General features: G+C 68.5%; 17 protein-coding genes. 8 read left to right on the forward strand and 9 right to left on the reverse strand.

Translation table 11 applies throughout. The features are described 5' to 3' along the window. Window positions 1-6: 6 nt before the first annotated feature. From H2037_RS07580 to H2037_RS07600, 5 genes are all read left to right on the forward strand, one after another. Window positions 7-951 carry a DUF808 domain-containing protein gene (locus H2037_RS07580; RefSeq protein ID WP_292119841.1) on the forward strand — a complete coding sequence of 315 codons (945 nt, stop codon included), beginning with the start codon at window positions 7-9 and terminating at the stop codon, window positions 949-951. Between the two features lie 72 nt (window positions 952-1,023). Further along, the gene (locus H2037_RS07585; protein ID WP_292119843.1) at window positions 1,024-2,721 is read left to right on the forward strand and encodes an alkaline phosphatase family protein; all 1,698 of its coding nucleotides are present in this window, start codon (window positions 1,024-1,026) and stop codon (window positions 2,719-2,721) included. Window positions 2,722-2,868: 147 nt separating this feature from the next. Further along, window positions 2,869-4,314 (forward strand): pyruvate kinase, encoded by a 1,446-nt coding sequence (gene pyk, locus H2037_RS07590; protein ID WP_292119846.1) that lies wholly within the window; start codon window positions 2,869-2,871, stop codon window positions 4,312-4,314. Between the two features lie 290 nt (window positions 4,315-4,604). After that, on the forward strand, window positions 4,605-5,642 hold the full coding sequence (locus tag H2037_RS07595) for a DNA adenine methylase (RefSeq protein WP_292119849.1): 1,038 nt from the start codon (window positions 4,605-4,607) through the stop codon (window positions 5,640-5,642). Window positions 5,643-5,695: 53 nt separating this feature from the next. Further along, window positions 5,696-6,004 (forward strand): hypothetical protein, encoded by a 309-nt coding sequence (locus tag H2037_RS07600; protein ID WP_292119852.1) that lies wholly within the window; start codon window positions 5,696-5,698, stop codon window positions 6,002-6,004. A gap of 7 nt (window positions 6,005-6,011) precedes the next feature. Here the strand turns inward: H2037_RS07600 and H2037_RS07605 are convergent, their stop codons facing one another. The 8 genes from H2037_RS07605 to H2037_RS07640 form a co-directional block, all read right to left on the reverse strand. Continuing rightward, window positions 6,012-6,653, reverse strand: coding sequence for a ribonuclease HII (locus tag H2037_RS07605; RefSeq protein ID WP_292119855.1), 642 nt, complete (start codon window positions 6,651-6,653; stop codon window positions 6,012-6,014). After that, window positions 6,646-7,245 carry a DNA-3-methyladenine glycosylase I gene (locus tag H2037_RS07610; protein ID WP_292119858.1) on the reverse strand — a complete coding sequence of 200 codons (600 nt, stop codon included), beginning with the start codon at window positions 7,243-7,245 and terminating at the stop codon, window positions 6,646-6,648. The genes H2037_RS07605 and H2037_RS07610 overlap by 8 nt, the downstream gene beginning before the upstream one ends. A 100-nt stretch (window positions 7,246-7,345) precedes the next feature. Next, a complete protein-coding gene (locus H2037_RS07615; protein ID WP_292120308.1) occupies window positions 7,346-8,119 on the reverse strand; it encodes a folate-binding protein in 774 nt (257 codons plus the stop codon). 55 nt (window positions 8,120-8,174) lie between these two features. Continuing rightward, window positions 8,175-8,555 (reverse strand): ammonium transporter, encoded by a 381-nt coding sequence (locus tag H2037_RS07620; protein WP_292119862.1) that lies wholly within the window; start codon window positions 8,553-8,555, stop codon window positions 8,175-8,177. Beyond that, window positions 8,552-8,845, reverse strand: coding sequence for an autorepressor SdpR family transcription factor (locus tag H2037_RS07625; protein ID WP_292119864.1), 294 nt, complete (start codon window positions 8,843-8,845; stop codon window positions 8,552-8,554). Before H2037_RS07625 ends, H2037_RS07620 begins: the two co-directional genes overlap by 4 nt. 81 nt (window positions 8,846-8,926) lie before the next feature. Beyond that, window positions 8,927-9,853, reverse strand: coding sequence for an alpha/beta fold hydrolase (locus H2037_RS07630; RefSeq protein WP_292119867.1), 927 nt, complete (start codon window positions 9,851-9,853; stop codon window positions 8,927-8,929). A gap of 25 nt (window positions 9,854-9,878) precedes the next feature. Further along, window positions 9,879-10,559 carry an SdpI family protein gene (locus H2037_RS07635; protein WP_292119869.1) on the reverse strand — a complete coding sequence of 227 codons (681 nt, stop codon included), beginning with the start codon at window positions 10,557-10,559 and terminating at the stop codon, window positions 9,879-9,881. Continuing rightward, window positions 10,556-10,858, reverse strand: coding sequence for a metalloregulator ArsR/SmtB family transcription factor (locus H2037_RS07640; protein ID WP_292119871.1), 303 nt, complete (start codon window positions 10,856-10,858; stop codon window positions 10,556-10,558). The genes H2037_RS07635 and H2037_RS07640 overlap by 4 nt, the downstream gene beginning before the upstream one ends. A gap of 142 nt (window positions 10,859-11,000) precedes the next feature. Here H2037_RS07640 and H2037_RS07645 point away from each other — a divergent pair, with 142 nt between their 5' ends. The 3 genes from H2037_RS07645 to H2037_RS07655 are packed head-to-tail and all read left to right on the forward strand — an operon-like array spanning window position 11,001 to window position 14,448. After that, window positions 11,001-13,157 carry a TonB-dependent siderophore receptor gene (locus H2037_RS07645; RefSeq protein ID WP_292119873.1) on the forward strand — a complete coding sequence of 719 codons (2,157 nt, stop codon included), beginning with the start codon at window positions 11,001-11,003 and terminating at the stop codon, window positions 13,155-13,157. Continuing rightward, complete coding sequence (locus H2037_RS07650) at window positions 13,067-14,269, forward strand: PepSY domain-containing protein (protein WP_292119875.1); 1,203 nt, start codon at window positions 13,067-13,069, stop codon at window positions 14,267-14,269. The genes H2037_RS07645 and H2037_RS07650 overlap by 91 nt, the downstream gene beginning before the upstream one ends. Beyond that, the gene (locus H2037_RS07655; protein ID WP_292119877.1) at window positions 14,266-14,448 is read left to right on the forward strand and encodes a hypothetical protein; all 183 of its coding nucleotides are present in this window, start codon (window positions 14,266-14,268) and stop codon (window positions 14,446-14,448) included. Before H2037_RS07650 ends, H2037_RS07655 begins: the two co-directional genes overlap by 4 nt. A gap of 6 nt (window positions 14,449-14,454) precedes the next feature. Here H2037_RS07655 and erpA read toward each other — a convergent pair whose 3' ends face one another. Continuing rightward, on the reverse strand, window positions 14,455-14,772 hold the full coding sequence (gene erpA / locus H2037_RS07660; RefSeq protein WP_292120311.1) for an iron-sulfur cluster insertion protein ErpA: 318 nt from the start codon (window positions 14,770-14,772) through the stop codon (window positions 14,455-14,457). Between the last annotated feature and the right edge of the window lie 70 nt (window positions 14,773-14,842).

Raw genomic sequence — 14,842 nt, forward strand, 5'->3', positions numbered from 1 at the left:
CTTCGCATGCCTTCCGGTCTGATCGCCCTGCTCGACGACGTCGCCGGGATCGCCAAGATGGCGGCCGCCTCGATCGACGATGTGGGGGCGGCGGCGGGTAAGGCCTCGACCAAGGCGGCCGGGGTGGTGGTCGACGATGCGGCGGTGACGCCCCGCTATGTCACCGGTCTTTCGCCCAGCCGCGAGCTGCCGATCATCGGCAAGATCGCCCTTGGGTCGTTCCGCAACAAGCTGCTGTTTATCCTGCCCGCCGCCCTGTTGCTGAGCGCCTTCGCGCCCTGGGCCATAACCCCGATCCTGATGTGCGGCGGCGCCTATCTGTGTTTCGAGGGGGCCGAGAAACTGCTCGAGGCTCTTGGGCATGGCGGTCATGCCGAGGACACGCCGGTCGAGGGCGACCCAGCGACGCTGGAAAAGACGACGGTCGCGGGGGCGGTGCGAACCGACCTGATCCTGTCGGCCGAGATCATGGCCATCGCCCTGGCCGACGTCTCGGCCGAGCCGATCCTGACCCAGGCGGCGATCCTGGTCGTGGTCGGGGTGGGCATGACGGTCGTCGTCTATGGGGCTGTCGGCCTGATCGTGAAGATGGACGACATCGGCCTGCACCTGGCCGAGCGCCCCCGCGGCCGGTTTCGCGCGTTGGGACGCGGTCTGGTCAAGGCCATGCCGGTGGTGATGAACGCCCTGTCCGTCATCGGCACAGCCGCGATGCTGTGGGTCGGCGGCGGCATACTGGTTCACGGAACCCATACGCTGGGCCTGCACTGGCCGGCGGAGCCGCTGGAACATCTGGCCCATGCGGCGGGGGCGGCGGCTGGTCCTCTGGAGGGGCTGGTCGGCTGGTTCGTGACGGCCTTCGCCTCCGCCGTCATCGGCGCGGTCGTCGGCGGGGCGATCGCCCTGCTGATCCATCAGCTCGGGCGGCTGCGGGCCGCGTCCGCCCACTGAACTTCCCCCTGCTGTCACGCGATTGCAATCGGCGGCCCTTAGAGCCCAAGACCTGAAGTTCGGAGTATGCCCATGTCCCTGTCGCGCATCACGGTCGCGGCCCTGGCCGCACTTTCGCTGGGAAGCGCCGCCGCTCCGGCGATGGCGCAGCAGGCCGAGGCGCCGCAAGCCTCTCGCGACGCCCTGACGCCGCCCAGGCTGATCGTGACCATCGTGGTGGACCAGTTCAGCGCCAATCTGTTCGACCAGTATCGCGGTCGCTACACCGGCGGTCTGCGGCGGATGGCGGATCAGGGGCTGGTGTCGATCAACGGCTATCAGACCCACGGCCTGACCGAGACCTGCCCGGGCCACGCGACCGTCCTGACCGGCGTCCATCCGACCGAGGCGGGCGTTCCGGCCAATGACTGGATCGACGGCAAGACCGGCAAGGAGGTCTATTGCCTGGCCGCCCCCGCCAATCACCTGGCCCATGGACGCGACGACAGCGACAACGGCCCGGTCGGCCCGGACCAGCTGCGCGCCACCACCCTGGGCGACTGGCTGAAGGCCGTCAGCCCGGCCAGCAAGGTCTTCGCCGTCTCGGGCAAGGACCGCGGGGCGATCAATCTGGCCGGCCATCAGGGCCAGGCCTTCTGGTTCACCGACGGCTTCGGCCTGACCACCTATGTCGAGCCGGGCGAGACGGCCGAGGCCAAGCTGGCGCCGGTCGCGGACTTCAATCGCGCCTTCCGCCTGGGCATGGGCTTGGCGCCGGTCGCCTGGGATTACACGAATGACCAGTGCCGCGCCCTGGCCGGGGACTGGACCATTCGCGGCCAGACCTTCCATTCGACCCTGCCGCCGTCGGGACTGAAGTTCGACACCTCGCCCCTGCTGGACGAGCAGACGCTGTACGCCGCCGAATATCTGCTGGACAGCCAGAAGCTGGGGCAGGGCGCGGCGATTGACATGCTGGGCGTCAGCCTGTCGGCGACGGACCGGATCGGCCATATGTACGGCACACAGGGGCCGGAGATGTGCGAACAGATGCATCGGCTGGACGTGGCCCTGGGCGAGTTCCTGGACCGGCTGGCCCAGGTTCCGGGCGGCGCCCTGGTGGTGCTGACGGCCGACCACGGCGGCTCGGACTTCGTCGAGCGGCTGCACGACCACGGCTATCCCCACGCCCGCCGCGCCGATCTGGCGGCGATCCAGGGGGTGAACGACGCTCTGAAGGCCCGCTTCGACCTGGACGCCGATCCGCTTCAGGCGGGCGGCAGCGGCCTGATGGTCGCCGACGCCCAGCATCGTTCGCTGCCCGATCCGCTGCGGACCCAGGTGGCCGAGGCGGCGGTCGAACTGCTGCGCGCCCTGCCGGACGTCGCCTTCGCCGAGACCCGCGACCGGCTGCTGGCCGAGCCCCTTCCGGCGTCGAATGAGCCGGAGATGATGACCCTGCGCGAGCGGATGCGCCTGTCCACAGTGGCCGAGCGGTCGCCGGACATCCAGTTCGCCTTCGCCCAGAACGTCGTCGCCGGCGGACGGGTGGGCGGAACCTTGGCGGGACACGGCTCGCCGTTCGAATACGACCGCCGCGTGCCGATCATCTTCTGGTGGCCCGGCGCGACCGGCGAGGAACGGTTCCTGCCGATCCGCACCATCGACATCGCCCCGACCCTGGCCCATGTTATCGGGGTGGCGACGCCCAAGGTGGAGGGGCGCTGCATGGATCTGAACGGCTTCGCGGTGGCGGACTGCGCCGCTACGGAGACTACCCCGGCGCGATAAACTCCTGTTTCGCGCCCGTAAACTCGTGTTTCCCGGCGTGGGGGCGACCTTACGTCGGGGCGGTTTCGTCGGCAGAAGGGGGCGAACGACCAGACCTCTCGCTGCGAGAGGCGTCTGGCGACCCAGAAGCGAACAGGAAACGTCCCCATGAAAAGAGCCCGCCGCGCCCGCATCGTCGCGACCCTGGGTCCCGCGAGCCGGGCCCCCGGCACGGTCAAGGCCCTGGCCCAGGCCGGGGTGGACGTGTTCCGCCTGAACTTCAGCCACGGCTCGCACGAGGATCACGCCGCCGCCCTGAAGGCCGTACGCGGCGCCGAGATGGCCCTGCAGCGGCCGCTGGGCGTGCTGGCCGACCTGCAGGGGCCCAAGCTGCGGCTGGGCCGGTTCAAGGATGTCGAGATCGCGGTCAAGCCGGGCCACGCCATGCGGTTCGACCTGGACCCGACCCCCGGCGACGAGACCCGGGTGCAGATGCCGCATCCCGAGATCTTCAAGGCCCTGCGGCCGGGCATGCTGCTGCTGCTGGACGACGGCCGGGTGCGGCTGAGGGTGGGCGAACGCACGGACGAATGGGCCGATGTGACGGTCGAGAGCGGCTCCAAACTGTCGGACCGCAAGGGCGTGGCCGTGCCCGAGGCCGTCATCCCCGTCTCGGCCCTGACCCCCAAGGACCGCGAGGACCTGGCCTTCGCCCTGCGTCAGGGCGTGGACTGGGTGGCGTTGAGCTTCGTGCAGAAGCCCGAGGACATGGCCGAGCTGAAGCGGATCGTGAACGGCCAGGCCGCCTGCCTGGCCAAGATCGAGAAGCCGGCGGCCGTGGCCGATCTCGAAGCCATCCTCGACTATTGCGACGGGGTCATGGTGGCGCGCGGCGATCTGGGGGTCGAACTGGACCCCGAGGACGTGCCGGTGGCGCAGAAACAGATCGTGCGCGCGGCCCGCAATCGCGGCGTGCCGGTGATCGTGGCGACCCAGATGCTGGAATCCATGACCAGCGCCCCGGCCCCGACCCGCGCCGAGGCCACCGATGTCGCCAACGCCGTGTACGAGGGCGCCGACGCCCTGATGCTGTCGGCCGAGACGGCGTCGGGCGACTATCCGCTGGAATCGGTCGAGATGATGAGCCGGATCATCGAACGGGTCGAACGCGACCCGATGTGGCCCCAACTGATGGGCGCCGAACACGCGGGCATGGACGAGCACGACGTCGACGCCCTGGTGGCGGCGGCCGCCATGGCCGCGAATGCGCCGTCCACCGGCTGTCTGGTGGTCTTCACCACCCTGGGCGGCACGGCCCGGCGAATGGCGCGCGAGCGGCCGTTGAAGCCGATCCTGGCGCTGACGCCCAATGCCAACACGGCGCGTCGCCTGGCCCTGGTCTGGGGGCTGGAGCCGAGGCTGGGGAATCAGCCGGATTCGCTGGAGGTCGTCACCAACGACGCCGTCAACGGCGCGGTGCAGTACGGTCTGGCCGAACCGGGCCAGCGGATACTGATCCTGGCCGGGACGCCTTTCGGCGCGCCGGGCGCCGCCAACCTGCTGCGTCTGGCCCATGCGCCGGCGCCCAAGGCCAAGGGCGGCAAGAAGGGCTGAGGCGGGACGGCCGGGAATTGAACTGCACAGGCGAAAATCGGTGCAATATGCAAAAGAGTGCAATTTCGGCGAGGGCCGGCGGGCGTCTGGCGATGTCAAAGACCGAGCTCTGCTTATAACCCGATTTCCGGTCGTGCTGGGTCGATGGCCGATCTGAGAGCCAAGCCCTTGATGACATGGGGCTTATCTTTCAGAATTAGGAGGGTTGGCGGCGGTTCGCCCGTCGATGGCGAGGCGATGGCGGTCCTGCGGCGGGATCGCTACTGTAGAGCCATGAATCGGCGGCCCGGATGATCAAATATATCGGCTCCAAACGCGCCCTTCTGGGGCATGTGACCGGCGCCGTCGCGGGCGTCCTGCCGCAGGGCGGGCGCGTCTGCGACCTGTTTTCCGGCACGGCGCGGGTGGGGCACGCGCTGAAGAGACAGGGGTTTCAGGTCTGGTCGAACGACCACAACGCCTATGCCCACACTCTGGCGACGGCCTATGTTCAGGCGGACCGAGAGCGGTGGATCGACCGGGCCGGGGCGGTGCTGGCGGAGTTGCGGGGGGTGACGCCGCAAGCCGGCTGGTTCACCCAGGCCTTCTGCCGGGACGCCCGTTATTTCCATCCCGACAACGGCGCGCGGATCGACGCCGTGCGCGACCGGATCGAGGCCCTGGGGCTGGAGCCGGAACTGAAGGCCATTGTTCTGGTCAGCCTGATGGAGGCGGCCGATCGGGTCGATTCCACCGCCGGGGTGCAGATGGCCTATATGAAACAGTGGGCGGCGCGCGCGCTGAAGCCGCTGGAGCTGCGTCTGCCCGACATCCTGCCGTCCGTCGGTGCGCCGTGCCGCGCGACCCAGGGCGACGCGGTGGAGATGGCCGATCAGGTCGAGGCGGACCTCGTCTATCTGGACCCGCCGTACAATCAGCATTCCTACCTGGGCAATTATCACTGCTGGGAAAGCCTGGTGCTGTGGGATCGGCCCGAGACCTATGGGATCGCCAACAAGCGGGTGGACGTGAAGACCCGCAAGAGCGCCTTCAACAGCCGGCCCGGCATCGGTCCGGCGCTGCGGTCGGTGATCGAGCGGGTGAAGTCGCCCAATCTGATCGTCAGCTTCAACGACGAGGGCTATCTGAGCCGGGCCGACCTGGTCGAGATGCTGTCGGCGAGGGGCCATGTCCAGGTCGTCGAGATCGCCCACCCCCGCTATGTCGGCGCCCGGATCGGCATTCATAACCAGAAGGGCGAGAAGGTGGGGCAGGTGGGGCGGCTGCGGAATGTCGAACATCTGTTCGTGGTGACGGACCGGCCGGTCGAGCTGCCGGTCGCGGCCTGACGTCGAGCCGAGCTGCGCCGGGAACCCGACTCACCGGACGCCGTTGATGGAACATGCAACCGCCCGTCACACCCCTTGGCCTGCCCCCGCGCGAAGACGATTACCGCGTCCGACCCGCCGCCGAACCCAAGTCCTGGGTCACGGATGCGCCCGTCGTGGACCTGGCGGTCAAGCGCGAGGCGGTGCGAATCTACACCCATAACGCCGAACAGTTCGCCCGCCGCGAGCCCATCCCGTCCGAGGCCGTCGAAGAGGACGTGGAACCCAGTCTGAGCCCGCCGCCACACTGGATGATGATGCTGGCCGGCGCCGCGGTCGCCGCCCTGATGGGCGCGCTGCTGGGCGGGTTCATGCATATCTGAGGGGGCGCTAGGCCTCTTCCAGCAAGGCCCTGATCGGGGACCAGCCGCGTCGGTGCGCCGGGCAGGGGCCCAGTGTCTTCAGCGCCGCCTGGTGGATGGGGGCGTTGTAGCCCTTGTGACTGGCGAAGCCGTAGCCGGGGTATTCCGCGTCCAGATCGATCATCAGCCGGTCCCGCGCCGTCTTGGCCAGGATGGATGCCGCCGCGATCGACAGGGACAGACCGTCGCCGCCGACCACGGTCTGGATTTCGCACGGCAGCTTGAACCGATAGTTGCCGTCCACCAGGGCCGCCACCGGCTGGACCGCCAGTTGTTCGACAGCGCGACACATGGCCAGGCCGGTGGCGTGCAGGATGTTCAGGTCCTCGATCTCCTCCACCGAGGCGAAGCCGACGCCCCAGGCGATGGCGCGGGCCTTGATCTCGGGCTCCAGCGCGGCGCGGCGCTTTTCGGTCAGGGCCTTGGAATCGTCGATGCCGAGGGGCAGGTCGTCGGGGTTCAGGATCACCGCCGCCGCCGAGACCGGACCCGCCCAGGGACCGCGCCCCGCCTCGTCCACCCCGCAGACCGGGCCGTTGACGCGCTGGATCAGCACGGTCTCGAGCGCGAGCGTGGGGAAGGCCTTGGGATTGGACGGGGCTTTAGCCATGGCCCGCCATCGCACGAACCTGAGCATGACGGAAGCAGGTCGTCTGATGATCGTTCACCATGCCCACGGCCTGCATGAAGGCATAGACGATCACGGGGCCGCAGAAGTTGAAACCGCGCGCCTTCAACGCCTTGGCCATCGCGACTGACTGTTCGGTCTGGGTCGGGGCGTGGCGGAAGTCAGCCCACTGAGTCTGGATCGGTTCGCCGTCGACAAAGGACCAGAGCCAGTCGGAGAAGTCTTCGTCGTTGTCGCGCATCTCCAGCCAGATCTTGGCGCCTTTGACGGCGGCGTTGATCTTGGCGCGCGAGCGGATAATGCGGGCGTCGCCCAGCAGGCGCTCGATGTCGGCCTCGCCATAGCGGGCGACGATCTCGGGGTCGAAGCCGTCGAAGGCGTCGCGGATGCCCTCGCGTTTGCGCAGGATGGTGATCCAGGCGAGGCCGGCCTGGAAGCCGTCGAGCACCAGCTTTTCCCACAGGGCGCGAGGATCGCGCTCCGGCACGCCCCATTCCTGATCGTGATAGGCGATGTAGAGCGGGTCCGTGGTCCCGCACCAGCCGCAGCGGCCTTCCGCATGTGAATCGGTCATGGCGCGATGTTGCCTGTTTGTTCAGGAAGAGGAAAGGGCCGTCTCCTCCCCGCAAAGCGGGGAGGAGACGGGTTCGTGTCCGCCGCCGGGTTCTGGCCGGTCACATCCAGGCGGGGCGGCGCAGGCGCACCGGGCGGCCGTCCACGGTCAGGTCGCCGTCGATCCGGTCCACTCGCAACAGGGCCATGGCCGAGCCGTCATGGCCGGACAGAACCTCGCCCGCGCGCAGTTCGCCCTTCAACACCTCGGCCCCGAAGGCCGGCGGCGGGCCGTCGAAATCGAGCGGCATCATCCGGTTCTTGATGCTGCCCCGGCGTTTCATCCGCGAGGTGGTCTCCTGGCCGACGAAACAGCCCTTCTGGAAGTCGATGCCGTTCAGCAGGTCGAAATCGGCCTCGATCGGATAGGTCTTGTCCTGGGGGGCGTCGGCGGTCGGATCGGGGACGCCGACCGACAGGCGGTGGGCGTCGTAGTCGGCCTCGGCGGCGTCGGCCGTGGCCTCGCCATAGAGGCGGCCGCCCATCAGCGGGGTGCGGGGGTCGGGGATGAAGCCCTCGGACGTTTGAGGCCACGCGGCGAAGATGGGGCGGTCGTCGGCGGCGACCTGGACCTTGGCCCGGAGCTTGTACATCGACAGCCGCTGGACCAGGGCGTCGCGCCGGTCGGCGGCGACGTCAAGCAGGACGCCGTCGCCGTCGCCCAGGATGAACAGGTCGAACAGCAGCCGGCCGGGCGGCGACAGCAGGGCGCCGAAGCGGAGTTCGCCGTCCTTCAGCGTCTCCACGTCCTGGGTCAGCAGATTGTGCAGGAAGGGCCTGGCCTCCTCGCCCGTGACGGAGATGAGGGCGCGGGAGGAGAGGCGAGCGATGGGCATGGCGCCAAGATAGGGGGCATGGCGGGCGTCCAGAAGGCGCCCCACCGAAAATCGCCTAGGCTGTTCGCGCCGGCCTGTTCCGCAGCGACAGGCAATAGCCGATCGTCACGGCAATCCCCGTCAGGACCGCGCCGGAGCCGCCCGCCACGGCCACCGGGATCGGGGCGAAGGCCCAGAGGCCGGCATAGACCAGACCGCTCAGCACCAGGGACCAGCCGGCGACGCGCCGGGCCTGGCGAGCGCAGGCGTTGGGGACGAAGGTCTTGGGCAGTCGATTGCCCATCCAGGCGATCATCAGGCCGTTCAGCCCGACGACGACACGCGTGACCGTATCGGCGTCCAGCAAGCCCGCGTCGCGCGCCAGCTTGCCGCACAGGGCGACGGCGACGATGGCGCCGGCCCAGGCGAAGCTTCCGATCAGATCCTTTTTCATCATGCCGTCTCCTTACCGGGCTTCGACGCGTCCGCGTCGAGGCCGAATGAATGGACGAAGCCCAGCAGCGCCTCTTCGAGCACCGAGAGCTTCAGGTGATAGAGCACGGATTTCCCGACTTTTTCCGCATGAACCAGATCGGCCTCCTTCAGCACCGCGAAGTGCGCCGACATCGTCGGCTTGGAGACGTCGAACCGGTCGCTGATCTCACCCGCGCTCATGGGCCCCTCGCGCAGGAGCTGGAGCACCCGACGACGGGTGGGATCGGACAGGGCCTTGAATACCGAACTCATGATGAGACAATTAGCTAATTATCGAAATGAGTCAAGCGGTGTTCGACCGACGACCGATCGGCCTCTGTTTCGAAGAAGCCCTCAGCGCGCCTGGATGAACTTCGCCACATCCTCGACCACGCCGGGCGCGAGGGGCAGGTCGGGATTGGAATAGGCCGCCAGGTTGGCGGCCCGGTCTGCGGACGCGGTCTTCAGCACATGATTGACGCCTTCCCACAGTTTCAGCGTCGCCTGCGGATCGGCGGCCGCCAGGGCCTCGGCGTCGGCGACGCTGACCTGGATGTCTGTGGTCCCCTGGCCAATGAAGACCCGGCCGTCATAGGCGGCGATCAGGGCGGCGGGATCGAGCGACAGGAAGGAAATCAGATAGGGCTGGATTGAGGGGCGGAACAGGGCGGCGAGCGCGGGCGGGGTGTCGGCAGTGGTACGGCCGGCCTCCAGTTCGCTGAGGGCGGCGAAGGCCTGGGCCTTCATCGGCTCGGGCAGGGACGCCAGTTGCTCGCGTATCACGGCGCCGGCCGGCCGCCCGGTGCCGGACAGGAGGATCAGGCCGCAGACCTTGCCGGCGTCAGCGCCGCCTTCGACCGCCTTCAGTGCGATCAGGGCGCCTTCGCTGTGGCCGATCAGCCAGGCGCAGGGTCGCCCGGCGCGCGCTGCCGCCTCGGCCGCCCAGGCGCGAGCGTCGTTGGAATAGTCGGTGAAGCGGAGGTCCGCCTCGACCGGACCGGCGGCGGCGCTCTGGCCAATGCCGCGCTTGTCGATGCGAACCGTGGCGATCCCCTGCGCCGCCAGACCCTCGGCCAACAGCCGATAGGTCCCGGCCGAGACGCCCAGCGGATTGTTCCCGTCCCGATCCGTCGGACCGGAGCCGGGCAAGATGACCGCGACGGCGGTCGAAGCCTCAGGCTCTAGCATGGTCCCGTATAGAGGCGCGGGCTGGGCGGGCAGAACGATCTCGGTCTCTGACGGCGCGGCGGCGAGGACGGCGGCGAGGGCGAGGCTCAGCATGGTCGGGCTCCGGACGAATGATGGATCAGAGGGAGGTGCGGTCTGGATCGGCGCGCCAGACCCGCCAGCTTTCGAAAGCGGACAGGGCGGCGCTGGCGATTACGGCGCCGGTCAGCACATGCAGCGCCAAGGGCTGAGGCGCGACCGGCGCGGCGATTACGCCGGCCAGGCCCAGCAGGAAGAACAGCCGGCCGGCGAGACGGTTGGAGCGGTCCCAGGCCAGGCGGCTGCCATAGGACCAGGGCGTCCGCACCCCGACCAGCCGGTTCGGCGACACTCGGCCTACGAAGCCGCCCAGGACCAGGAAAATCAATGAAAGCCCGCCCATCAGGATCGCCCCACGATCCTCCAGCGGGGCGCCGCCCAAGCTTAGCCAGGCTATCATCAGGCCGATGGCGGCGAAGGCGAACAGCAGTATCCCCTGGCCAGTCCGCAGGCTGCGACGGCGGAAGACGTCGCCTTCCTTCGCCGCCAGGCGCGCGGCCAGGGCCAGGCCGGTCGCGGCGATGAAGCCGATCAGGGTCAGGCCGCCACACACGACGGCGAACTCGACCCGGTCGCCCCAGCGGTCCGGCTGAAGGTCCGGCCCGAAATGCAGGGGCAGGGGCGTGGTTGGCCCATTGAATCCGATGTGAAGGGCGAAGGCGGCCTGGACTGCGAAGACCGCGAGGGTCAGTTGATCCAGCAGGGAAAACCGGGGCGTCATCGGCGGGGCTCCACCACGGGCGGCGTGATCTCCGCCGTCGCGCCGGTCCCGGCGATGTCCATCAGAAAGGCCATGGCCTCCTCGACGGCCGAAATTTCCAGCCGGTAGCGGATGGTCTGGCCATCGCGCTCGGGACTGACCAGACCGGCCTCCTTCAGCGCATTCAGGTGTCCGGTGATCGTGGGCCAGGTCATGTCGAAAGCGGCGGCGATATCGCCCGACGCCAAAGGCCCTGACCGTAGCATGGCCAGGATGCGGCGGCGCACCGGATGGGACAGGGCCTTGAAAAGGGTGTTCATAGGCTGAACCCTAATTAGGGGATTGGCTAAATTCAAGCCCTTTGATCCAGCTGAGCTGTGGCGGTTTGTGCCATTGCAACCGAGTTGCAAGTGGGCGTATGCAGCCCGCACTTCATTTGCTCTTGAGAATGTGTTGCAATCCATGGTTCGTTCGACCGGTCGTCTCGCTTACGCCGCCAGCATTCTGGCCCTGATGGCCGCCGCGCCTGCGACGGCGCAGGAGACGGCGGAGCTGGACGAGATCGTCGTCACGGGTTCGCAGGTGCGGCTGGCGCCCGCCTATGCCGGCGGTCAGGTGGCGCGGGGCGGGCGGGTCGGCCTGTTCGGCGTGCAGGACACGATGGACACGCCCTTCGCCTCGACCAGCTATACCGAGACCCTGATCCGCGACCAGCAGGCCCTGAGCATCGGCGACGTGCTGCAGAACGATCCGACCGTGCGGGTGTCCAAGGGGTTCGGCAACTTCCAGGAACTGTATGTCATCCGGGGCTTCCCGATCTATTCCGACGACATGACCTACAACGGTCTCTACGGCGTCCTGCCGCGCCAGTTCGTGGCGGCTGAGCTGGTCGAGCGGGTAGAGGTGTTTCGCGGGGCCACCGCCTTCCTGAACGGCGCTGCGCCGGGCGGCAGCGGGGTGGGCGGCGCCGTGAACCTGACGCCGAAGCGCGCGCCCACTGATCCGCTGACCCGCGTAACGGCGGGCCTGTCGGGTCAGAGCGAAGTCTATCTGGCCGCAGACCTGGCCCGCCGCTTCGGCCAGAACGACCAGTACGGCGTGCGCCTGAACCTGGTCCGTCGCGACGGCGAGAGCGCGGTGGACGATCAGGACCGGGAACTGACGGTGGTCGGCCTGGGCCTGGACCGGCGCGGCGAACGGGCGCGGGTGTCGGCCGACTTCGGCTGGCAGGACAATCACATCGACGCGCCCCGTCCGACGGTGACGCCCAGCGGCGCTGTGCCCGCCGCACCTTCGGCCGACGCCAACTTCGCCCAGCCCTGGACCTATACGGACGAGCAGCAGCTGTTCGGCGCCGTCCGGGGCGAGATCGACCTGAACGACGACGTCACCGCCTGGGTCGCCTTCGGCGGTCGCAACGGCAAGGAGGATAATGTCCTGGCCAACCCGACGGCCCAGGCCGATGGGACCCTGAGCGCCTATCGGTTCGACAATGTGCGCGAGGACACGGTCTGGTCCGGCGACGTCGGGGTGCGAGCGGATCTGACGACCGGTCCGGTCGGTCACCGTCTGGTGGCCTCGGCCGCCCAGGTGCAGTTGCGATCCGAAAACGCCTACGCCTTCTCCAGCTTCTCCGGTTTCGCCAGCGACCTGTACAATCCGGTCGCAGTGACGGCCCCGACGCCCGACTTCTTCGTCGGCGGCGATCTGGACGATCCGACGGTGACGGAGCGGGTCAAGAACACCAGTTTCGCCCTGGCTGACCGCCTGTCCTTCCTGGACGGCCGACTACTGGCCACGGTGGGCGTGCGCTATCAGGAGATCGAGACGCGGTCGTATGACTATAACACCGGCGCCGTTCTGTCGGTCTACGAGAGCGATGCGACGACCCCGGCCTTCGCCCTGGTCTACAAGCCCAGCGCCACGGTCTCGCTCTACGCCAACTACGCCGAGGCCCTGATCCCCGGCCAGATCGCGCCGGCGCTGAGCGGCGCGACCCCGGTCGAGAATGCGGGCGAAGTGTTGTCGCCGTTCCGGGGCGAACAGGCCGAAGTCGGGATCAAATACGACGGCGGCGGCTTCGGCGGGACGTTCAGCGTCTTCCGCACCACCCTGCCCAGCGCCTATGTCGAGGACAATGTCTTCGCCGCCAATGGCGAGCAGGAGAACCGGGGCGTGGAGGCCAGCGTCTATGGCGAGCTTTCGCCCGGCCTGCGCCTGCTGGGCGGCGTGACCTGGCTGGACGCCGAGTTGAAGCGCACGGCGGGCGGGACGATGGACGGCAAGTCGCCCATCGGCGTGCCGGAATTCCAGGGCAATCTGAATCTCGAATGGGATGTGCCCCAGGTCGCCGGCCTGACGCTGGAAGGCCGGGTCGTCCATACGGGCGGCCAGCCGGTCAGCGCCGACAACACGGTGGAGCTGGACGCCTGGACCCGGTTCGACGCCGGTGTCCGCTACGCCTTCGAGGCTAGCGGTCGTCCGATGACGGTCCGGGCGCGGGTCGAGAACGTCGCGGACGAGGACCAGTGGGTCGCGGTCGGCGGCTATCCGGGCGCCAACTATCTGACCCTCGGCGCGCCGCGGACCCTGTCGCTGTCGATCTCGGCGGAATTCTGAGCCGGGACTGGCAGCCGTCGATGCACGCCCGAACGATCCGCGCCTGGTCCTGGACGCACAAATGGTCGAGCCTGGTCTCCACGCTCTTCCTTTTGATGCTGTGCGTTACCGGGCTGCCGCTCGTGTTCAGCCACGAGATCGAGGATGTGCTGCTGGAACAGGCCTGGACGCCGGCCGATCCTGACGGCCCGGGCCTGAACCTGGACCAGGTCCTGGCCGCCGCCCTGGCGCGGCATCCGGGCGAGGTTCCGGCCTTCATGAGTTTCGACGAAGATCGGCCGGTGGTGAACGTCACCAGCGTCGATCCGAACGGACCGGCCGGCCGCTACAGTTTCGAACCGATCGACCGGACCAGTGGCCAGGTCGCGCCGCCGGTGGCGGGGCATCCGGTGCTGGAGTTCCTGCTGCAACTCCACACCGACATGTTCCTGGGCCTGCCGGGGATGCTGTTCCTGGGGGCCATGGGGCTGATGCTGGTCACGGCGGTGGTGTCGGGGGTGGTGCTGTATGCACCTTTCATGCGCCGCCTGCCGTTCGGCACGGTCAGGGCCAGACAGTCGGCGCGGACGCGCTGGCTGGACTATCATAATCTGCTGGGGATCGTGACGGCTGCCTGGGTGCTGGTCGTCGGGCTGACGGGGGTGGTCAACACCTTGGCGACGCCGATCCTGGCCTATTGGAAAAGCACCGCCCTGAAGGAGCTGACAGCCGCCTACGAGGCGCCGGTCCCCATGGGTCAGAGGGCGTCGCTGGACGCGGCGGTCGCACGGGCAAGACAGGCCCTGCCGGGAATGAAGCTGCAGTTCGTGGCCTTTCCGGGGACCGACTATTCGACCGACCACCACTATGCCGTCTTCTTCCACGGCGACACGCCGCTGACGACCCACCTGACTACCCCGGCCCTGATCGACGCCCGTACCGGCGAGCTGGCGGCGGTGGCGCCGACGCCCTGGTATGTGAAGGCCCTGTCCTTGTCCCAGCCGCTGCATTTCGGCGACTACGGCGGCCTGGGGCTGAAGATCCTGTGGGCCCTGCTGGACCTGGCGACCATCGTCATCCTGGGCTCCGGCCTCTACCTGTGGTTGGGCAAGGGACGGCGGAAGGTCGGATGAACCGCAAGCGCCTCAGTCTCTGGGCCGTCTTCCGCGCGCCGATCCTGTTGTTCGTCCTCAGTCTCACCGGACTGATCGGCGCCTTGCTGCAGGATGGCGCATGGGACGGGGCTTATTCGGCGCTGCTGGCGTCGACCGTGGTCGTGACCGTCTGGGCCCTGATCCGGCGCCGACGGTGATCGGCGTCAGATCGAGAAGCTGACGCCGCAGCCGCAGCTGGACGCGGCGTTCGGATTGCGGACCGCGAACTGGGCGCCGGCCAGTTCGTCGACATAGGCGATCTCGGAATTCTTCAGGAAGGGGACCGAGACCGGGTCGATCAGGGCCGTCTGGCCATCCGCTTCGATGCGCAGGTCGTCGTCTTCGGCCGTCTCGACCAGTTCGAACCGGTACTGGAAGCCCGAGCAGCCGCCGCCGTCGACGGCGACGCGCAGCATCAGGGCCTTGCCCTCGGCCGCGCCCAACTTCGCCAGCCGCTTGGCGGCGCTGGCGGCCAGGACGATGCCTTCCGGCGCGCGCGAGGCGACGCTGAAGGCGGGTGTGGACGGTTCTGTGGATTGGACGGTGCTCACG

The sequence above is a fragment of the Brevundimonas sp. genome (assembly GCF_013912065.1).
In the GTDB taxonomy this organism is placed as follows: Bacteria; Pseudomonadota; Alphaproteobacteria; order Caulobacterales; family Caulobacteraceae; genus Brevundimonas.